The organism is Rhodobacter sp. NTK016B, from assembly GCF_017303295.1.
In the GTDB taxonomy this organism is placed as follows: Bacteria; Pseudomonadota; Alphaproteobacteria; order Rhodobacterales; family Rhodobacteraceae; genus Pararhodobacter.
In genome coordinates, this window is record NZ_JAFKOK010000021.1 from 1 (window position 1) to 18,408 (window position 18,408).

Genomic DNA, 18,408 nt, shown 5'->3' on the forward strand with positions numbered 1-18,408 from the left:
GAGCCCCCTCGGCCCGGCGGGCTGCCGCCCGCACCCGCCCGGAGGGGACGCACGCGCCCCCTCCGGACCTCCCCCGTGGATATTTCTGGATCAAAGATAAGGGTAAAGGGCGCGTTAACGGCCCATCTTTAATCCGGAAGTATCCTTGGGGGTGAATTGGCCGCAGGCCAAGAGGGGGCAGACAGCCCCCTTTCTTCGTGTCCGCGGTGCACAACGCGAAAGACCCCGCCGAAGCGGGGCCTTCCGAAAACGATCGGGAAGCGCGTGGATCAGGCCGCGGCCTTGGCCAGCTCTTTCTTAACCGCGAGCATGCGGTCCGAAAGCTCGACATCCTTCGCCTTGGCGAGGAACGCGTCGAGGCCACCGCGGTGGTCGACCGAACGCAGGGCCGAGGCCGAGATACGCATCTTGAAGCTTTTGCCAAGGGTTTCCGACGCCAGGGTCACATCGACCAGGTTCGGCAGAAAGCGCCGTCTGGTCCTGTTGTTGGCGTGGCTCACATTGTTGCCCGACATCGGGCCCTTACCGGTCAGTTCGCAGCGGCGCGACATGGTGTCATCCTCGTCATTATCAGGCGGGCGCCGGGTTGCGAAAGCGGGGGCGCCGTCAACGTCAGAGGCCACTGCATGGCAGGGCCCGGAAACTCGTGGGGCGTATTAGGCGGAATTGGCACCCTCGTCAAGGGATTCGCGCAAACCGGGCAGCGCGGCGACCATCTCGCGGGCTGCGGCCGCTGCAGCGGTATCGCCCTGGGCCACCGCATCGGCCAGTTCGGCCATTTTCGCGCGCGCAGCCGGGCGGTCGAGACCGGCGAGAAGCGCCTGTTTTACCTCTTCATTGAACCAGTGGCGTGCCTGTTCGTCGCGGCGCGACTGCCAGAACCCGCTGTCCTTGCGCCATTCGGCCAGCTCGGTGATCTGCTGCCAGACGTTTTCGAGCCCTTCCTCGTTCAGCGCCGAGGCGGTCATCGCCTTGGGGAAACCCGGCGCGTCCTGCGGGCGTTTGCGCAGCAGTCTGAGCGCGCCCGCGTAATCGGCGCAGGTCCGGGTCGCGGTGGCTTTGAGGTCGCCGTCGGCCTTGTTGATCACGATCAGGTCGGCGGCTTCCATGATGCCGCGCTTGACGCCCTGCAATTCGTCCCCGCCTGCCGGGGCGAGCAGCAGCGCGAACACGTCGCTGAGCTCGGCGACCACGGTTTCCGACTGGCCCACGCCCACGGTTTCGATCAGCACCACGTCAAAGCCCGCGGCCTCGCACAGGGCCACGGCCTCACGCGTGCGCCGCGCGACGCCGCCCAGATGCGACTGGCTGGGCGAGGGGCGGATGAAGGCGTTGGGGTTGCGCGACAGGCGCTCCATCCGTGTCTTGTCGCCCAGAATCGAGCCGCCGGTGCGTGCGCTCGACGGGTCGACGGCGAGGACGGCGATCTTCAGCCCCTTGTCGGCCAGCAGCGTGCCGAAGCTTTCGATGAAAGTGGATTTGCCGACGCCCGGCGTGCCCGAGAGACCGATTCGCAGCGCTTGACGGCCATGGCCGGCCAGTTCCGTCAGCAGCGCGGTGGCTTGCTCGCGGTGATCGGGGCGGGTCGATTCGACCAGCGTGATCGCGCGGGCAAGGGCACGGCGGTCGGTGGCTAGGATGCGCGCGGCGAGGTCGGAAGGGGGGCTGTCGCTCATACCCCTTCCTTGCCCGCTGGGGCGGGCTCTGTCCAGAGTGCAGACAGGGGGCCGAAGCCCCCTGTATGCATCGTTACTGTCGTGCCGGGATCAGGCGGCGGCGGTGCGGCGCTGGCGGCTGGTGACGAGAGCGGCGAACACAGTGATCGCGGCGATCTGGGCCGAGATCACGGCAGGCCAGATCAGCGGGAACTGCGCGTCGAGATATTTCTGCGGCCCGAACGAGGCGAGCGCGGCGAGGGCGGCCAGCGCGGCAAGCACGCGCCCGGCGCGGCTGTCCAGAGGCCCGAGGATCATCGCGGCGACGGCGGCGGCCACGGCGGCGCCCAGAAATGGCCCCATGCCGAAGAGCGGGATCGTCGCGGGCGGATGCGGCGCCACGCCTGCATAGAGCGATCCCAGCATGATCACCTGCAGGATCACGAGGGCGGCGAGCGCGGCATAGGCTTGGCGATGGGTCTGGTTCATGGGAGCCTCCTTTGGCGTAATTGTATGTACGGTTGCTAATATCCGTAATTGTGGTTACGGATTCTGTCAACGGTTTTCCGGAGGGGTTCATGCGCGACGAGACACGCGAGGCGCGGCAGGCGCAGATCGAGGCGGCAGCCTATGCCGTGTTGGAAGAAAAAGGGTATGCCGGGGCGTCGATGCTGGCCATTGCGCGGCGGGCGAAAGCGTCGAACGAGACGCTTTACAATTGGTACGGTGACAAGACAGGCCTGTTCCACGCGCTGGTGCGGCGCAATGCGGACGAGGTGCGCGCCATGCTGGGGGCGCAGATAGCCGGTGGCGGCGATGCGCTGGCGACGCTGGGGCGCGTGGGACCTGCCTTGCTGGCAGTCCTGACAGGCGAGCGGGCCGTGGCGCTGAACCGGGCGGCGGCGGCGGACCCGACCGGCGAGCTGGGGCGCGCCATCGGTCAGGAGGGACGCGAGACGATAGCCCCGCTGATCGGACAATTGCTGGAGCAGGCGCGGGCGCAGGGGGCGCTGGCTTTCGGCGATCTCGAGGCCGTGCGCGAGGTCTATCTGGGGCTTCTGGTGGGGGACACGCAGATCCGCCGGGTGATCGGGCGCATGGAGGCGCCGGACGAGGCCGCGCGCACCGCGCGCGGGCGGCTGGCACTGGACCTGCTGGGGCGGCTCTACGCGCCGGGGAAGCGGGTGCTGGCCGGGGATCGGTAGGGCAGGGGCCCAAGGCCCCCGCCCAAGCGCTTAATGGTCGTGGCCGTTCATCGCCGCGCCTTCGGGCATCTGGCCGGGCATCCGTTCGTTGTCGACGGTCACCGGGAAGGTGCTTTCGCTGCCATCGGCGAAGATCAGCGTCAGGTCGAAGGTCTCGCCCTGCTCAAGCGGGCTGTTCAGGCCCATCAGCATGACATGGTCGCCGCCGCGCTGAAGCACCAGCTCGCCATCGGCGGGCAGCGGAAAGCCCTCTTCGACATGGATCATGCGGGCGACGCCGTTCTCGCCGATCTCATGCGTGTGCAGTTCGGTGCGCTGGGCCACGTCACTGCGCGCGCCGGTGATGTGGCAGTCTTCGGTGCCGTGGTTGTGCAGCACCATGAAGGCCGCGCCCGATTGCGACATTGAGGTCGAGAAGCGGGCATAGGCGTCATGCGCCCCGAAGCCGTCGCAGGCGAGGGCGGGCATGGCGAAAAGGGCCGCGGTGGCGGCAAGCGGAAGGATGCGGATCATTGGCTTGTCCTGTCTTGAAAGGGTCTGAAACGAAGGGGTCAGACCGGGACAGGGGGCGCGCGGGAATGGCGGTGAACCGGCGCTTCGGGCGCGGGCATGGGGATGTCGCGGCGCACATAGGTCACGGGCGTCAGCGTGCCCGTCAGGACCGGCAGCGGCGTCGTGGTTTCGGTCAGCGCGGCCAGCGCGGGCGTGCATTCGGGGCACAGGATGCGCTTGTCGTCGACCGGGTTGCCATTGGCGTCCAGCGTGATCGTCGTGGCACCGAAACCCGTGCAGATGACGATCTGTCCGGCGCCGCGCATCTGGTAATGCGCCGAGGCCATCGCCACCGATCCGGTGACGAAGCCCAGCACAAGGCCGATCAGAAGAAGGCTGCGGATCAGGGCGCGCATGGGGGATGTATAAGCGGCAGCGGGCGGGTCGGCTAGTGCGACCAAACGCGCGGGATCAGCGCCTTGATGCGGCCTGCATGGCCTTCGGGCGCGGCGCAGGCATCGGCACTCAGGGCGCGCGCGGCGTCGAGCAAGGCCTCGGGCGCTTCCAGCCGGTCGACAAGGCCCCAGGCCAGCGCCTCGGGTGCCTCGACCCGGGCGCCCGCCATCAGGATCAGCCGCGCGCGGCCCGGCCCGATCAGCGCGGCCATGCGCGCGGGGTCCGAGGGCTGGGGCAGAAAGCCCAGCTTCATCACCGGGTAGAAGAACTTGGCCGTGGGCACCGCAAGCCGGATGTCGCAGGCCAGCGCCATGCCGAAAGCGCCGCCCGCCAACGTTCCGTTGAGCGCGGCAATGGTCAGGCAGGGCAGCGCGGCAATCGTGCCCGACAGCTCTTCCCAGACCGGATCGGTGGCAAGACCGGCGCGCGCCTCGTCCAGATCGGCCCCGGCCGAGAACACCTTGCCCGTGCCGGTCAGGATGACGGCTTTCTGCGTTTTTCCGGCGTCGCGCAGATGGCCGATCAGGTCGAGCATCATCGCGCGCGTCAGGGAATTGGCCTTGTCGGGCCGGTCGAGCGACAGGATCGTCAGCGCGCCATCATCCTCGCGCCGGATCATCGGGCAAGCCCGATGCGGTTGCGCACGCTTTCGTCGCGCAGGGACACTTCGGCGCCAAGGAAATCGTCAGCGTCGGGCGTGCACATCCACAACAGCGCTTCGGCGGGCCATTCGGGCGGGATATGCGTCTCCCAGTCGATCTGGCTGACCGCGTTGACGCCCGAATCGCGGATCGCGCGCTGCATGTCGGTGGCGACGGTGCCGGGTGACAGCGACAGCACGCGGACACGGTCGCCTGCCTCAAGATGTGCGGCCCGCGTCAGCATCATCGCGCCCGCTTTCGACGCGCAATACCCGCTCCAGCCTTCAAGCGGGTTATAGGCCGCGCCCGACCCCACGGTCAGGATCGTGCCCGCGCCCTCGGCTTGCATCACCGGCAGGGCGGCCCACATGCCGTGGAACACGCCCTTCAGGTTGACGTCGATCTGCTGGCCCCATTCCGCCGGGTCCGCTCCGGCCATCAGCGCGATCGGGTCGATCGTACCGGCATTGTTGATCAGCACATCAAGCCGCCCATGGTCGCGCACCATATGCTCGACCGCGTCCTTGACCTGACCGGCATCGGCGACGTTGCAGGTCAGTTGCGTGGCGCCGGTTTCCTGAGCGACCGCCTTCAGCCCGGCCGAGGGGCGGCCAGCCAGCCCGAGGATCGCCCCGGCCCGGGCGAAACGCCGCGCGGCGGCAGCGCCGATGCCACGGCTGGCGCCGGTGATCAGCACCACCTTGCCGCGGAGCTGAGCGTCGCGGTCGGTCGTGTCGGTCATGTCGGATCTCCCTGTGCAGGTCCTGCATCGTCCGAACTTAGGTAACGCGCAGTTTTACGCCTGACCATCCCCGGAGGGTGGCTTTTCGCTTGACCATCCGGGGCCGGACGCCAGAATCCGGGCAATTCGCCGCGAGGCCAAAGGGAGTTTTTCAACCATGCAAACCGTTTCCAAACCGATGCGGGCCGTTGCGCGCGGGGCCATGGCGCCCGCGCTGGTCGCGACCATCGCTCTGTGCGGGCCGGCGGTAGCCCAGTCGATGAGCGCGAGCGAGGCCTGGGACGGTCTGCAGACGCTGGCGGGCGAGGCCGGGCTGTCGATCAGCACCACCGGCGTGAACGAAGCAGGCGGCGTCGTGACGCTGTCGGGCGTGCGGATCTTTCCGACCAACGACCCCAACGAGGTGGTCGTCAGCATGGATCAGATGCGCATCGAGGCGCGCGGCGATCAGGTCGCGCTGATCCCCGCACCCACCGTCTCGGTCGCGGTGCAGACCGGGCGCGGCGTTACACGCGAATTCGAAGTCACGCATTCGGGCGAGATCGTCGGTATGGTGGATGACGAAAACGCCGTGCTGGACATGGATTTCGCCAGCCTCGCCGCACGGATGCTGCCCACGCTCAGCGCCAAGGGCGCGCCGATGCCGGGCCGTTTCGCGATGGATTTCGACGCGTTCGACGCCTCGCTGCGGGCCACCAGCGAAGGCTCGCTCGATTTCAGTCTCGGCGCCGACAGCGTGACCTATGACATCGAATACGTCGATCCGTCGCGCAGTAACGGCGCAACGGTCACGCAGACGGGCACCATGGACGCACCGCGCATCACCTTTGCCGGCACCGAGTTGGACATGCTCTCGGACGAGCCGGGCATGATGGCGCGGGCGTTCGACGCGGGCTTCTCGGCGGTGCTGGACTTCACGACCGCCGGGTCCGAGCAGAGCTCGAGCCAGACGCTGGACGATGTGCCGCTGCTGATGAACACGCAAGGCGCGCAGAGCACGATGCGGATCGCCGCACTGGACGGACGGGTGGATCTGACCGGCTCTGCCGGCAGCGCCGAGATTTCGGGCAGCTATGGCCCGATGCAGGGCGCCGCCACCTTTGGCGGTGCCGATGTCGCCTTCGGCTTCCCGCTGATCGTGACGCCGGATGATCAGCAATTCCGCTACATGTTCGCGCTCAACGATATCGAGATCTCGCAGGACTTGCTGACGATGATGGGCGCGGGTTCGTTCGCGGGCGATAGCCTGTCGGTGGTGCTCGATCTGGGCGCGATGGGGCGCCTGACGCAGGAACTGGGTCCGGAATGGGCCGACTCCGACGTGCCGCCGCTGGATATCAGCAGCGTCAGTCTTGATGATCTGCGACTTGCCGTGGGCGACAGCGTGCTGACCGGCTCGGGCGCGGTCGAGCTGATCGGCGGGCTGATGGCGCAGATGGGACGGCCGATGCCCGAGGCGAACGGCGATTTCACCTTCGATCTGGTGGGCGGCGAGCGACTGCTGACCCGCCTGCAGGCGATGGGCGTCATCCCGCAGGATCAGCTTTTCGTCGTGCGCATGATGATGAACGGCTTCGCGCGTTCGGTGGGCGAGGATCACCTGCGCTCGGACGTGGCGATCCGCCCCGGCGCTCAGATCACCGTGAATGGCGCGCCGCTGCCGTTCTGATCACCGCTTCAAGACTTTCGACGGCGCGCGGGCAGGTCCCCGCGCGCCGTTTGCGTATCGATCCCGCCAACAAGCCCCTTGATCGGTCTGCGCGGCGGTGCTACCTGCCCCGTCATGTTCACGCAATCGACCCTCAAGCGCACCATTATGACCACCGCTCCGGCGGGGGTGCTTCGGGTGTGCGCGGTCGACAGATCGAACTGACATTCCCGACAAGCCCCGCCGGAAACCGGACGGGGCGCGCAGGGAAAGAGCGGTCTCGTCCTTCGTAACAGGAAGACGATGATGACCGACCTTCTCGATCCCCTTGCTTCGTTGCAGCCCGCTCAAGAGGCGCCCGCGCCATCCGCCGCGCGGCCTCAGATCAACCGCCGCCTGCCCGCGCATCCCGTCGTCGCCATCGTCGGCGCGACCGGGGCAGTGGGCATCGAGCTGATCGAAAGCCTGACCGCGCGCGATTTCCCGGTAGCGCGGCTGAAGCTGCTGGCCTCGGCCCGCTCGGCGGGGATCCGGCTGCCGTTCCGGGGCCGCGAGATCGTCGTCGAAGAACTGACCGAGGACAGTTTCGAGGGCGTCGATGTCGCGTTCTTCTCGGCGGGCGCGACGATCTCGCGCCGGTTCGCGCCGCTGGCGGTGAAGGCGGGCGCAGTGGTGGTCGACAATTCCTCGGCCTACCGGATGGACCCCGCCGTGCCGCTGGTCGTGCCCGAAGTGAACGCCCCCGCGATGGCGGCGCATGAGGGCGTCATTGCCAATCCCAATTGCGTGGCGGCGATCCTGACCGTGGCGCTGGCGCCGCTGGCGCAGGCGGCGCGGATCCGGCGGCTGAACGTCGCGACCTATCAGGCGGCCTCGGGCGCCGGGGCGGCGGCGATGGAGGAACTGCGCGCGGCGACCGGCGCCTATCTGGAAGGCCAGCCCTTCGAGCCCAAGGTGCTGCCCTATCCCTATGCGTTCAACTTCTTCAGCCATAACGCGGCGGTCGATCCCGAGAGCGGCTATAACGGCGAGGAACAGAAGGTCGTGGCCGAAACCCGGCGGATCATGGGGCGCCCGGATCTGCCGGTGGGGATCACCTGTATCCGCGTGCCGGTGCTGCGCGCGCATGGCATGGCGGTGAGTGTCGAGTTCGATCGTCCCATCTCTCTCGAAGAAGCGCGCCAGCTTATCGGCGTGGCACCGGGGCTGCGGCTGGTCGACGACCGCGTCGGCAACCACTTCCCAATGCCGGTCGAGGCCACCGGGCAAGAGGCCGTTCTGGTCGGCCGGCTGCGCGAGGATCTGGGCGATCCCTCGGGGCGGACGCTGGCGTTGTTTGTCGTGGGCGACCAGCTGCTCAAAGGGGCTGCGCTGAACGCGGTGCAGATCGCCGAGACCCTGTTGCCGCGCTGACTGCACCGGGGGCCGGTGCGTGCAAGCACGCACCCTACAGCGGGGTGACCAGACCGACTGTCGCCGCGTCGTGCCGAACGGGGAAACGCGCTGGACCTGCAAGCGAAGCCAGCCATCCCGTGCGGGCTTGTAGGGTGCGTGCTTGCACGCACCGCCCCCGGTAACGAAAAAGGGCCCCGGCAGCGATGCCGGGGCCCTTTCCTTTCCCTGAGCGGAACGACCGATTACTCGGAATCGTCCTTGCTCTCGGTGATTTCTTCGCCGGTTTCCTGATCGACCATCTTCATCGCCAGACGCACCTTGCCGCGATCGTCGAAGCCCAGAAGCTTGACCTTCACTTCCTGACCTTCCTTCAGCATGTCCGACGGATGGTTCAGGCGCTTGTTGGCGATCTGCGACACATGGACAAGGCCGTCCCGCTTGCCGAAGAAGTTCACGAAGGCGCCGAAATCGACGATCTTCACCACGGTGCCGGTGTAGATCTTGCCCGCTTCCGGCTCGGCCACGATCGAATAGATCATGTCGTGGGCCTTCTTGATGGCCTCGGCATCCGACGAGGCGATCTTGATCACGCCGTCATCGTTGATGTCGACCTTGGCGCCCGAGGTTTCGACGATCTCACGGATGACCTTGCCGCCCGACCCGATCACTTCACGGATCTTGTCGGTGGGGATGGTCATCGTTTCGATCTTCGGCGCGTACTGGCTGAAGCCCGATGGGGCCGACAGGGATTTGCCCATCTCGCCGAGGATGTGCATCCGGCCGTCCTTGGCTTGCGCCAGGGCCTGCTCCATGATCTCGAAGGTGATCCCCGAAACCTTGATGTCCATCTGCAGCGAGGTGATGCCCGATTCCGTGCCCGCGACCTTGAAGTCCATGTCGCCGAGGTGATCCTCGTCGCCGAGGATGTCGGTCAGCACCGCGAAACGGCCGTCGTCTTCCAGGATCAGGCCCATCGCCACGCCGGCGACCGGCGCTTTCAGCGGCACGCCCGCATCCATCATCGACAGCGAACCGCCGCAGACGGTGGCCATCGAGGACGAGCCGTTCGACTCGGTGATCTCGGACACCATGCGGATCGTGTAGGGGAAGTCGGTCGCGGCGGGCAGGACGGCCTGCAGCGCGCGCCACGCGAGTTTCCCGTGGCCGATCTCGCGGCGGCCCGGCGAGCCCATACGGCCCACTTCGCCGACCGAATACGGCGGGAAGTTGTAGTGCAGCAGGAAGTTCGACTTGTAGGTACCGGTCAGGGCATCCACGAACTGCTCATCGTCGCCGGTGCCCAGCGTCGCCACGCAGAGCGACTGCGTTTCGCCCCGGGTGAACAGCGCCGAACCGTGGGTCCGCGGCAGGACCGAGGTTTCCGACACGATCGGACGGATATCGGTGGTCGAGCGGCCATCGATACGCGGGGCGCCGTTGATCACGTCGCCACGCAGGATCGACGCTTCCAGCTTCTTCATCGCGGTGTCGAGTTGCGGATCGGCCAGCTCGTCTTCGGACAGCTGCGCCTTGATGGCGGCGCGGGCTTCCGAGATCGCGTTGACGCGCTGTTGCTTGTCCTTGATCCCGAAGGCGGCGCGCATCTGCGTTTCGCCCAGATCCTTGATGCGGGACAGGATGGCCGCGTAATCGGGCGCTTCGAAGTCGAAGGGCTCTTTCGCGCATTCCTCGGCGAAGTCGATGATCAGGCCGATCACCGGCTGATAGCTTTCATGCGCGAATTTCACCGCGCCCAGCATCTCGGCTTCCGACAGCTCGTAGGCTTCGGATTCGACCATCATCACCGCGTCGGCGGTGCCGGCCACGACCAGATCGAGGCGCTGCTCGGGATTCTCGCGCAGCTTGACCATGTCGTCGCATTCGGGGTTCAGCACATAGTCGCCATCGACGAAGCCCACGCGCGCGGCGGCGATCGGGCCCATGAAGGGCACGCCCGAGATCGTCAGCGCGGCCGAGGCGGCGATCATCGCGACGATGTCGGGTTCGTTCACCAGGTCATGCGACAGCACGGTGGTGACGACCAGCACTTCGTGCTTGAAGCCTTCGACGAAGAGCGGACGGATCGGACGGTCGATCAGGCGCGAGGTCAGCGTCTCTTTTTCCGAGGGACGGCCTTCACGCTTGAAGAAGCCGCCGGGGATCTTGCCGGCGGCATAGGTGCGTTCCTGATAATGGACGGTCAGCGGGAAGAAATCCTGACCCGGCTTCGGCGCCTTGGCGAAGGTCACGTTGGCCATGACCGAGGTCTCGCCCAGCGTGGCGATGACCGAGCCGTCAGCCTGACGGGCAACACGCCCGGTTTCCAGCGTGAGCGTTTCTTGGCCCCACTGGATCGATTTCTTGGTGATATTGAACATTCAGTTTCCTCAAGGGAGCAAACCCGCCCCTGCGGGGCTCCCGTTTCTATGGCGGCCCCATTGCCGCCGACCCCTATCTCTCTGCATCACGCCGGGGTCGATGCGTCACGTCACAGATGGCGGGGCCATACAGGAAAACGGCGATCTTGGAAAGCCGTCGCGTGCGATAGGGTGTCGCAAGAGCGGCCCCGGCTTCACCATAGCCGTTGATTGGCGCGGGGCGCCGAGTTAGCCTTTTGCGGCTGGCCCCGGGGTGATGGCGTCACCCCCTCGACCGGGCCGGCGCTCATCGTTCCGATGAGGGATTGTCCTGCACGCCCGGATGAGACGCCGGGCGCCTCTCATCGCGTCCGGTCCTTTGACGAGGATGACCCGATGACGCCGATAGCTCCGCCTTCCATGGCCCGGCGACCCGAAGCCTTCACCTGCCATAACGGCGACAAGGTGGCCCTGCCGTTCAGCGACAGCGAATATGCCCGCCGCCTTTCCGGCCTGCGGGCGATCATGGTCCGGATGGACCTGCCCGCCGTGCTGCTGACCTCGATGCACAACATCGCCTATTACTCGGGCTTTCTGTATTGCAGCTTCGGTCGGCCCTATGGGCTGGTCGTCACGCAGCAGGCCTGCACGCTGGTCAGCGCCAATATCGACGGCGGCCAGCCGTGGCGGCGAAGTCATTGCGACAACGTGATCTATACCGACTGGCAGCGCGATAATTACTGGCGCGCGGTGGGGGCCCTGACCGGCGCCACAAGGCGGCTGGGGATCGAGCGCGATCACCTCACGCTCAGCGCGCGCGAGACGCTCGACACGATGCTGGACGCGCCGGACCTGATCGACGTGGCACCCGCGACGATGGCCGCGCGCATGGTGAAATCGCCCGGCGAGATCGCGCTGATCCGCGAGGGTGCGCGCATCGCCGATCTGGGCGGCGCGGCGATCCGCGCCGCGATTGCCGAGGGCGTGCGCGAGATCGATGTGGCCATGGCGGGACGCGACGCGATGGAGCTTGAAATCGCCCGCGCCCATCCCGGCAGCGAGCTGCGCGACAGCTGGGTGTGGTTCCAGTCAGGGCTGAACACCGACGGCGCGCATAACCCGGTGACGACACGGGTCCTGCGGCGCGGGGATCTGCTGAGCCTGAACGCCTTTCCGATGATCTCGGGCTATTACACCGCGCTGGAGCGCACGCTGTTTCTGGGCGAGCCGGATACCGATACCCTTCGGCTGTGGCGCGCGAATGTGGCCGCGCATGAACTGGGCCTGTCGCTGATTCGACCGGGAGTTTCGTGTTCGGCCATCTGCGACGAACTCAACCGGTTCTTCGCCGATGAGGGGCTCTTGCAATACCGCTCGTTCGGCTACGGCCATTCCTTTGGCATCCTGAGCCATTACTATGGGCGCGAGGCCGGGCTGGAATTGCGCGAGGATGTCGACACGGTGCTGGAACCCGGCATGGTCGTGTCGATGGAGCCGATGCTCTGGCTGCCCGAGGGCACGCCCGGCGCGGGCGGCTACCGCGAGCACGACATTCTGGTCGTGCACAGCGCGGGGGCCGAGAACATCACCGGCTTCCCCTATGGCCCTGAGGCCAACGTCATCGCCTGAGCGCGGCAGGGACGGGGCGGGGCTGATGCCGCCCTGCGCCCCGTCCCAACCGGGCGCTTTATCCGTTGCGCGACTTGCCCTAGCCTACGCCCGACAGGGCAGGAGAGAGACGAATGAGCGATACCGATACCCTCGCCGACAAGCTGGCGATCCGGGAGCTGGTCGATCAGTGGATCATCGCCAGTGACAGCGGGCTGTGGGACCTTTTCGCCGAGGTCTGGCACGACGACGGCGTGATGGCGGCGACGTGGTTTCAGGCCTCGGGCGCGGATTTTCTGGCCGCGCGGCGCAAGGGCTTTGAAAACGGCGTCTCGATCATCCACGCCAATCTGGGCCATATCAGCACTATTCGTGGTGCGCGGGCCATCGCGCAGACAAAGATGACCATAAGCCAGCGCGCCGAGGTGCATGGCGTGATGGTCGATGTCACCGCGACGGGGCGGTTCTATGACTTCCTCGAAAAGCGGGCGGGGAATTGGGGTTTCGTGCGCCGTCAGCCGATCTACGAGAAGGATCGCATGGACCCGGTCGAACCCGGCGCCTCGGTCACGCTGGACGCTGCGCTGCTGGCGCGGTTCCCGGTGGGCTACCGGCATCTGGGCTACCTGCAAACTCAGGCCGGTTTCAAGGTCAAGGAGAAGGGCATGCCGGGCCTGACGGGCCCCGAGGTCGAGCGACTCTATGCGCAGGGTGATGCTTGGTTGTCAGGTGCCGAGCCTGCCGGACTGGTCGAGTAAAGTGGCCTCAGCGCGCGAGCACGTCGCGCGGCAGGGTCAGCCGGTGCGTGAGCCGGTCGCCGTCGCGCGTCGTCTCGATCCGGCCCGAAAGCTGCGCGCTGACCGTCATCGCCAGCAGTTTCGAGCCGAAGCCATGATGCCGCGGCGCCGGGATGTCGCCTTCGGTCGTGTCGTCGGGCAGGTTCTGTTCGACCCAGTCGATGACGATATCCGCGCCCTCGGCGTGCCATGTCACCTTGAGCAGACCGTTCGGCGCGCGGTATGACAGCGCGCCGTATTTCGCGGCATTCGTCGTCAGTTCGTGCAGCGCCAGCGTCATCGCGTTCGAGGATTTCGGCCCCAGCATCAGCTCGGGGCCGGACAGCACGATCCGCTCGGGCCCGCTGGCATGGGGCGACAGCAGCGTGTCGAGCAGCGTCGCAAGATCCGTGCCTTGCTCGGCCGGGCGGTCGGCATGGATGGCCGGGGCGATCAGGTCATGCGCGCGCGACAGCGACAGAAGGCGCTGGTGCAGGTCGGCGGGGGATTCGCCCTGCGACTGGCTCATGCGGACAATGCCGGTGACGACCGAGAACAGGTTCTTCACGCGGTGGTTCAGCTCGTCGATCAGCAACTGGCGTTCGTCCAGCGAATGGCGCAGCGCGATCTCGGTCTCGACGATGGCGGCAAGGTCGCGCAGATCGGCGAGTTGTTGCTCGGTCCAGTAATGCGGCTGGGTGTCGATCGCGCAGAACGATCCCAGCACCGCGCCATCGGGCGCATGAACCGGCACGCCAAGATAGGCGATCACGTCCAGATCCCCGACCGCGCCATTCGCTCTCAAGAGCGGATGCGTGCGCGCGTCATCGACGGCAAGGGCGCTGTCCACCGAGATGACATATTGGCAAAAGCTGTGGCTGAGCGGCGTTTCCGTCAGGCGTTCGTCCAGCCCGGTGGCGGATTTGAAGAATTGCCGGCTTGAATCGACCAGCGACAGAAGCGAAATCGGAACGCCCAGAAGGCGGCTGGCAAGGCGCGAGGCACGGTCGAAGACGTCCTCGGGCAGGCTGTCCATCAGGCCGCTATTGGCCAGCGATGTCAGGCGCTCTTCATCGGCAAGCGCGGCGTCGTGCTCGGAGCCCACCGAGGCGGGAAACTTGTGCTGCGCCGAAATAATGCGGTCGGACGTGGTCATGGAGCTTGGTCTAGCAGGCGCGGCAACCGGCGAAAAGAGACGGCACAACGGCCATGCTGGAAAGAGACGATGAAACATGCCGAAACGGGCGGAAAGGGGCAATCATTCTCGCCGAAGGGCGCCCGGTCAAGCCACACGCTCAACCCAGATGGATCGTCGCCTCGGGGTAGCGCAGGCGCGGCACGCTGCGGGTGGCCAGGAAAAAGCCCAGCGTCAGCGGCCCGACGCGGCCAAGGAACATGACGAGGATGATCACCGCCCGTCCGAAATCGTTGATCTCGCCGGTAAAGCCGCGCGACAGGCCGACCGTACCGAAGGCCGATGCGACCTCGAACGCGATGTCGAGGAAATGCCCGTCATGCGAGGCCGTCATCAGGAACACGGCGGTAAAGATTACCAGCACCGAAATCGCCGTCAGCGCCATGACCTTGAGCACCTGTTCCAGCCCGATCGAGCGGCCAAAGGCGTGAAGCTGGGTTTGGCGGCGGAAGAAGGCGATGGTGGCCAGAAGCATGACCACGAAGGTCGTGACCTTGATCCCGCCCGCGGTCGAGGCCGGGCCGCCGCCCACCAGCATCAGCGAGATGAACAGCATCGACGTGCTGTCATGGATCGCGCCAATATCGGTGGTGTTGAAGCCCGCCGTCCGCGTGGTGACGCCCTGAAACCAGCTGACCACCAGCTTTGCGGCCACGCTGTCGAACTGGCCCAGCGTGCCGGGATTGTTCCATTCCAGCACCGCGAAACAGGCGACCGACCACGGGATCAGGATGCCGGTGCCCAGCAGCATGACCTTGGTATGCAACGTCCATGCGCGGGCCGGACGCGGACCCAACACGTCTTGCAGCACCACATAGCCGATGCCGCCGATGATGAAGAGTGCGGGGATGAAGAGGTTGACCACAGGGTCGGTGGCATAGCCGACCAGACCATCGGCGAACGTCGAGAATCCGGCATTGTTGAAGGCCGAGATCGAGTGGAACAGCGCCGCCCATGCGCCCTCCAGAAGCCCCAGCCGCGGCACGAAGGTCAGCGACAGAAACAGCGCACCGGCCAGTTCGCAGACCACGACGACGCGCAGGATAACCGCGACCAGCCGTGTCAGGTGATGCATGGTGTTGTGGTTGAGATCCTCGCGCAGAAAGACCTGCCCGGTAATGCCCAACGGCATCCCCAGCGCGGCCAGAACCAGCACCGCGAAGGTCATCAGCCCCAGCCCGCCCAGCTGGATCAGCGCCATGATCACCGCCTGTCCGAACCAAGTCATCGTGGTGCCCACGTCGAACACGACCAGCCCGGTCACGGTGACGGCCGAGGTGGCGGTGAAAATCGCGTCCTCCCACGAGATCGGCGCATTGCGCGAGATGGGCAGCATCAGCAGCGCCGCGCCGACGGCGATCAACAGCGCATAGAGCAGCGCAAGGATCAGCGGCGGCGGGAAGCGGCCCAGCCACAGCGTCACCGCCCGCCACATCCGCCGTGTTTGCGGGCCATGCAGCCGACACCAGAGGGCGCGCAGGGGGCCGGGGCGGCGCGCCTGCTCGCCATCGCGCCCGCTAGAATTGCTGGATTTCACAGCGAATCCCCGAACTTGCGCAAATCATGCCGCTTGCCCAGCACGATCAGCTTGTCGTCGGTTTCCAGAAGCGAATCCTCGGCCGCGTGGCGGAATTCCGAGCCGCGCATCACCCCCAGAAGCCGCAGGTCATAGGTCGTGCCCAGACCCAGCGCGGTCATGTGGCGCCCGGCCAGATGCTCGGGGACGACGATATTCACCACGCTATAGCCATTGCCGAGGCTTACGTAATCCTGCAGCGCCGGGTTGTTGAGCATCTGGGCGATATGGCGGCCCATCTCCTGTTCGGGCTGAATGACGCGGTCGACGCCCAGCTTGGACAGGATGCGGTGATGGGCCTTGTTCGCGGCCTTGACCCAGATTTCGCTCAGGCCCATCAGCTTGAGGTTCATCACCGTCAGGATGCTGGATTCCAGATCGTCGCCGATCGCCACCAGCGCCACGTCGTAGCGGTCGATCCCCGCCTCGCGCAGCGCACCCTCGTCGGTGGTGTCAAGAATCACCGCGCTCGACAGCGTGGCGGTCATCTGGCTGACCCTTCGATCATCGAGGTCGAGCCCGATCACCCGGTTGCCGAACCGTGTCAGTTCGGTAGCCACCGTGCTGCCGAAAGCGCCCAGTCCGATCACGGCGAAACTGCGTGTTCCCCCGGCCATGTGTTCTCTCCGTTGCGGAAACGAGGCGCACGCTGCGCCGCAGAAGCCCGCGTGTCAAGTCGCGTGTCAAGTCCGGGATTAGAGCGGGCCACAAACGAAAACGCCCGCCGGAGGGCGGGCGTTCGGTCGTTCGGTCGGGGGCTCAGCGGCGGATGCCGAGGCGGCCGATCAGGTCCTGGTAACGAGCGACCTCTTTCGCCTTGAGGTAGTCCAGCAGCTTGCGGCGCTGGGCCACGAGCATCAGAAGGCCACGACGCGAGTGGTTGTCCTTCTTGTGGGTCTTGAAGTGCTCGGTCAGGGTGGTGATGCGCGAGGTCAGGATGGCAACTTGCACTTCGGGCGAACCGGTGTCGCCTTCCTTGGTGCCGAATTCCTTGATCAGACGCTGTTTTTCTTCGACGGTAATCGACATCGGGGTCTCCTGTGTCAAAAGGTTAAGGCGCAGGCCGGGATGTCGTCCAGCACAGGCCCATGGAGGCTCCTGACCCCGGAAGCGGGGCGAGGATGCGCGCATATAGGCGATTGCCGGTCAGAGCGCAAACGGATTCCACGTTTGGGCCGCGTCGGGGCGCGGCGGCGCCGATGCCGGCGCGGCGTTAACCAGCTTCTCAGTTTTCCGATGCGTCCGTCCCGAAAATCGCGTTTTGTTCAGCGTTCCCGGTTTGACTGCACCCTGTCGGGTGTCGGCGGTGGTGTAAGGGGTGTGCGATGTGGATGCTGTTGGGATTGCTGGGCGTCGCGGTTGCCGCGGGCGTGACCGACATGATGGTGCGTCCAGCGGACTTGGACGAAACCGATCCCGATGCCGATGCTGGCCCCGATGATGCCGCGACGGCACCGGAAGGGCAGGGCGATCTGCTGCTCTCAGCGCTGGAGGATGACGTCGGCGATTTTCCCATGGACGATCCGTTCACGGATGAGACCGGCGGCGCCCCGGCCGGTCCCGATGCGGCTGGCGGGCAGGCGGATCCCGGCACCTCGGAAGGATTCTCCGGTCCTGGCGCCGAAGGGGAATTCATCAGTTCCGACGACCCGCCGATCCCCCCCGCCGGCGCCTATCTCCCGCTCGGCGACGAGGGTGAAACCGTCACCGGGGGCGACGGGCAGGACACGATCCTTGGCGGCGCGGGCGACGACTGGCTGGACGGGTTGGGCGATGATGACACGCTCGACGGCGGCGCGGGGGCCGATACGCTTCTGGGCGGCGGCGGTGACGACACGCTGACCGGCGATGACGGTGCGGATGATCTGCGCGGCGAGGGGGGCGACGATATCCTCGACGGCGGATCGGGCGCGGATTCTCTGACCGGTGGCGAAGGCGCGGATACCCTCAATGGCGGCGAGGGCGACGACACGCTGGAAGGCGGCGCGGGCAATGATGCGCTCGACGGCGGCGAGGGCGGCGACCTGTTGATGGGCGGTTCCGGCGACGACGATCTCGACGGCGGCTACGATCACGGCGAGCGGGACTATCTGAATGGCGGCGATGGCGACGATACTCTGCATCTGGGCGGCAATGACTGGGCCAGCGGCGGCGCAGGTCACGACACCTTCGCGCTGGACCACTGGCTGGACGGCGCCAACCCGGCGGTGATCACCGATTTCGAACCGGGCACCGACCAGATCGCGATCGCCTGGGACGGGCAGGGCGACCCGCCTGCGGTAACCACCCGCTATGACGCGGTGGACGGCCTCTTGCGCGTGTTCGTCAATGGTGAAGCCGTGGCGTTGCTACATGGGATCGAGACACTGGGCGCAGACGATATCGTGCTCACGCAGCGATAGGTGCCACCGATCCAAACGCCAGCAGACACCGAATGGTGGTCAGAGACAATCACGTCTCGGGCGAGCGGCAGAGGAGGACCCGTTGCGGTCCTGTCAGCGCTTAGCAGCCTTAAGCCTTTGCTTTGAGACCGCGCGCAGCGAAACGGTGTCACAGCATGGGCATCATGGGCAGACAGGCGATTGGCAAACCCGGCGCGTTGACATAGTATGCCCTGGTTGTCGTGTATTTGTATTTGCTTACAAAACCCTCGCTCCACCGC

18 protein-coding genes are annotated in these 18,408 nt (G+C 66.3%); 6 read left to right on the forward strand and 12 right to left on the reverse strand.

The genetic code is table 11. The features are described 5' to 3' along the window. Window positions 1-269: 269 nt before the first annotated feature. From rpmB to JI664_RS21650, 3 genes are all read right to left on the reverse strand, one after another. The gene (gene rpmB, locus JI664_RS21640; protein WP_207015876.1) at window positions 270-551 is read right to left on the reverse strand and encodes a 50S ribosomal protein L28; all 282 of its coding nucleotides are present in this window, start codon (window positions 549-551) and stop codon (window positions 270-272) included. A 105-nt stretch (window positions 552-656) separates the two neighbouring features. Then, the gene (gene meaB, locus JI664_RS21645) at window positions 657-1,676 is read right to left on the reverse strand and encodes a methylmalonyl Co-A mutase-associated GTPase MeaB (RefSeq protein WP_207015877.1); all 1,020 of its coding nucleotides are present in this window, start codon (window positions 1,674-1,676) and stop codon (window positions 657-659) included. A gap of 90 nt (window positions 1,677-1,766) precedes the next feature. Next, a complete protein-coding gene (locus JI664_RS21650; RefSeq protein ID WP_207015878.1) occupies window positions 1,767-2,144 on the reverse strand; it encodes a hypothetical protein in 378 nt (125 codons plus the stop codon). Window positions 2,145-2,233: 89 nt separating this feature from the next. Here JI664_RS21650 and JI664_RS21655 point away from each other — a divergent pair, with 89 nt between their 5' ends. Next, window positions 2,234-2,860, forward strand: coding sequence for a TetR/AcrR family transcriptional regulator (locus JI664_RS21655; protein ID WP_207015879.1), 627 nt, complete (start codon window positions 2,234-2,236; stop codon window positions 2,858-2,860). A gap of 30 nt (window positions 2,861-2,890) precedes the next feature. On the opposite strand, the gene JI664_RS21660 is transcribed toward JI664_RS21655, so the two are convergent. From JI664_RS21660 to JI664_RS21675, 4 genes are read right to left on the reverse strand one after another with little or no spacing between them, the layout of a single operon-like run. Further along, a complete protein-coding gene (locus JI664_RS21660; protein WP_207015880.1) occupies window positions 2,891-3,373 on the reverse strand; it encodes a copper chaperone PCu(A)C in 483 nt (160 codons plus the stop codon). A 38-nt stretch (window positions 3,374-3,411) separates the two neighbouring features. Then, a complete protein-coding gene (locus JI664_RS21665) occupies window positions 3,412-3,768 on the reverse strand; it encodes a hypothetical protein (protein WP_207015881.1) in 357 nt (118 codons plus the stop codon). Between the two features lie 32 nt (window positions 3,769-3,800). Continuing rightward, window positions 3,801-4,427, reverse strand: a complete 627-nt coding sequence (locus JI664_RS21670; protein ID WP_207015882.1) for an enoyl-CoA hydratase/isomerase family protein — start codon at window positions 4,425-4,427, stop codon at window positions 3,801-3,803. Next, window positions 4,424-5,191 carry an SDR family oxidoreductase gene (locus JI664_RS21675; protein ID WP_207015883.1) on the reverse strand — a complete coding sequence of 256 codons (768 nt, stop codon included), beginning with the start codon at window positions 5,189-5,191 and terminating at the stop codon, window positions 4,424-4,426. The genes JI664_RS21670 and JI664_RS21675 overlap by 4 nt, the downstream gene beginning before the upstream one ends. Window positions 5,192-5,348: 157 nt before the next feature. Between JI664_RS21675 and JI664_RS21680 the strand changes: the two genes are divergently transcribed. Then, window positions 5,349-6,860: a hypothetical protein gene (locus JI664_RS21680; protein WP_207015884.1), complete on the forward strand. Its 1,512-nt coding sequence runs from the start codon at window positions 5,349-5,351 to the stop codon at window positions 6,858-6,860. A 285-nt stretch (window positions 6,861-7,145) separates the two neighbouring features. Continuing rightward, window positions 7,146-8,252 (forward strand): aspartate-semialdehyde dehydrogenase, encoded by a 1,107-nt coding sequence (locus JI664_RS21685; RefSeq protein ID WP_207015885.1) that lies wholly within the window; start codon window positions 7,146-7,148, stop codon window positions 8,250-8,252. Window positions 8,253-8,476: 224 nt separating this feature from the next. On the opposite strand, the gene pnp is transcribed toward JI664_RS21685, so the two are convergent. Further along, window positions 8,477-10,612: a polyribonucleotide nucleotidyltransferase gene (pnp, locus tag JI664_RS21690; RefSeq protein ID WP_207015886.1), complete on the reverse strand. Its 2,136-nt coding sequence runs from the start codon at window positions 10,610-10,612 to the stop codon at window positions 8,477-8,479. Between the two features lie 375 nt (window positions 10,613-10,987). On the opposite strand from pnp, the gene JI664_RS21695 reads away from it, so the two are divergent. Continuing rightward, entirely contained in the window at window positions 10,988-12,220 is a 1,233-nt protein-coding gene (locus JI664_RS21695) for an aminopeptidase P family protein (RefSeq protein ID WP_286174235.1), read from the forward strand. 113 nt (window positions 12,221-12,333) lie between these two features. Then, window positions 12,334-12,957, forward strand: a complete 624-nt coding sequence (locus JI664_RS21700; RefSeq protein ID WP_207015887.1) for a nuclear transport factor 2 family protein — start codon at window positions 12,334-12,336, stop codon at window positions 12,955-12,957. A 7-nt stretch (window positions 12,958-12,964) separates the two neighbouring features. Here the strand turns inward: JI664_RS21700 and JI664_RS21705 are convergent, their stop codons facing one another. The 4 genes from JI664_RS21705 to rpsO form a co-directional block, all read right to left on the reverse strand. Then, complete coding sequence (locus JI664_RS21705) at window positions 12,965-14,131, reverse strand: HWE histidine kinase domain-containing protein (RefSeq protein ID WP_207015888.1); 1,167 nt, start codon at window positions 14,129-14,131, stop codon at window positions 12,965-12,967. A gap of 139 nt (window positions 14,132-14,270) precedes the next feature. After that, window positions 14,271-15,605, reverse strand: a complete 1,335-nt coding sequence (locus tag JI664_RS21710; RefSeq protein WP_207015925.1) for a TrkH family potassium uptake protein — start codon at window positions 15,603-15,605, stop codon at window positions 14,271-14,273. A 98-nt stretch (window positions 15,606-15,703) separates the two neighbouring features. Then, window positions 15,704-16,363: a potassium channel family protein gene (locus JI664_RS21715; protein ID WP_207015889.1), complete on the reverse strand. Its 660-nt coding sequence runs from the start codon at window positions 16,361-16,363 to the stop codon at window positions 15,704-15,706. Window positions 16,364-16,505: 142 nt separating this feature from the next. Then, the gene (gene rpsO, locus JI664_RS21720) at window positions 16,506-16,775 is read right to left on the reverse strand and encodes a 30S ribosomal protein S15 (protein WP_207015890.1); all 270 of its coding nucleotides are present in this window, start codon (window positions 16,773-16,775) and stop codon (window positions 16,506-16,508) included. Between the two features lie 296 nt (window positions 16,776-17,071). Here rpsO and JI664_RS21725 point away from each other — a divergent pair, with 296 nt between their 5' ends. Next, window positions 17,072-18,148, forward strand: coding sequence for a calcium-binding protein (locus tag JI664_RS21725; RefSeq protein WP_207015891.1), 1,077 nt, complete (start codon window positions 17,072-17,074; stop codon window positions 18,146-18,148). The last annotated feature ends 260 nt before the right edge of the window (window positions 18,149-18,408 follow it).

Bases quoted from the DNA above. Each gene is read 5' to 3' on its own strand.
- rpmB (WP_207015876.1), bottom strand. From the start codon at position 551: ATGTCGCGCCGCTGCGAACTGACCGGTAAGGGCCCGATGTCGGGCAAC.
- meaB (WP_207015877.1), bottom strand. From the start codon at position 1,676: ATGAGCGACAGCCCCCCTTCCGACCTCGCCGCGCGCATCCTAGCCACC.
- JI664_RS21650 (WP_207015878.1), bottom strand. From the start codon at position 2,144: ATGAACCAGACCCATCGCCAAGCCTATGCCGCGCTCGCCGCCCTCGTG.
- JI664_RS21655 (WP_207015879.1), top strand. From the start codon at position 2,234: ATGCGCGACGAGACACGCGAGGCGCGGCAGGCGCAGATCGAGGCGGCA.
- JI664_RS21660 (WP_207015880.1), bottom strand. From the start codon at position 3,373: ATGATCCGCATCCTTCCGCTTGCCGCCACCGCGGCCCTTTTCGCCATG.
- JI664_RS21665 (WP_207015881.1), bottom strand. From the start codon at position 3,768: ATGCGCGCCCTGATCCGCAGCCTTCTTCTGATCGGCCTTGTGCTGGGC.
- JI664_RS21670 (WP_207015882.1), bottom strand. From the start codon at position 4,427: ATGATCCGGCGCGAGGATGATGGCGCGCTGACGATCCTGTCGCTCGAC.
- JI664_RS21675 (WP_207015883.1), bottom strand. From the start codon at position 5,191: ATGACCGACACGACCGACCGCGACGCTCAGCTCCGCGGCAAGGTGGTG.
- JI664_RS21680 (WP_207015884.1), top strand. From the start codon at position 5,349: ATGCAAACCGTTTCCAAACCGATGCGGGCCGTTGCGCGCGGGGCCATG.
- JI664_RS21685 (WP_207015885.1), top strand. From the start codon at position 7,146: ATGACCGACCTTCTCGATCCCCTTGCTTCGTTGCAGCCCGCTCAAGAG.
- pnp (WP_207015886.1), bottom strand. From the start codon at position 10,612: ATGTTCAATATCACCAAGAAATCGATCCAGTGGGGCCAAGAAACGCTC.
- JI664_RS21695 (WP_286174235.1), top strand. From the start codon at position 10,988: ATGACGCCGATAGCTCCGCCTTCCATGGCCCGGCGACCCGAAGCCTTC.
- JI664_RS21700 (WP_207015887.1), top strand. From the start codon at position 12,334: ATGAGCGATACCGATACCCTCGCCGACAAGCTGGCGATCCGGGAGCTG.
- JI664_RS21705 (WP_207015888.1), bottom strand. From the start codon at position 14,131: ATGACCACGTCCGACCGCATTATTTCGGCGCAGCACAAGTTTCCCGCC.
- JI664_RS21710 (WP_207015925.1), bottom strand. From the start codon at position 15,605: ATGTGGCGGGCGGTGACGCTGTGGCTGGGCCGCTTCCCGCCGCCGCTG.
- JI664_RS21715 (WP_207015889.1), bottom strand. From the start codon at position 16,363: ATGGCCGGGGGAACACGCAGTTTCGCCGTGATCGGACTGGGCGCTTTC.
- rpsO (WP_207015890.1), bottom strand. From the start codon at position 16,775: ATGTCGATTACCGTCGAAGAAAAACAGCGTCTGATCAAGGAATTCGGC.
- JI664_RS21725 (WP_207015891.1), top strand. From the start codon at position 17,072: ATGTGGATGCTGTTGGGATTGCTGGGCGTCGCGGTTGCCGCGGGCGTG.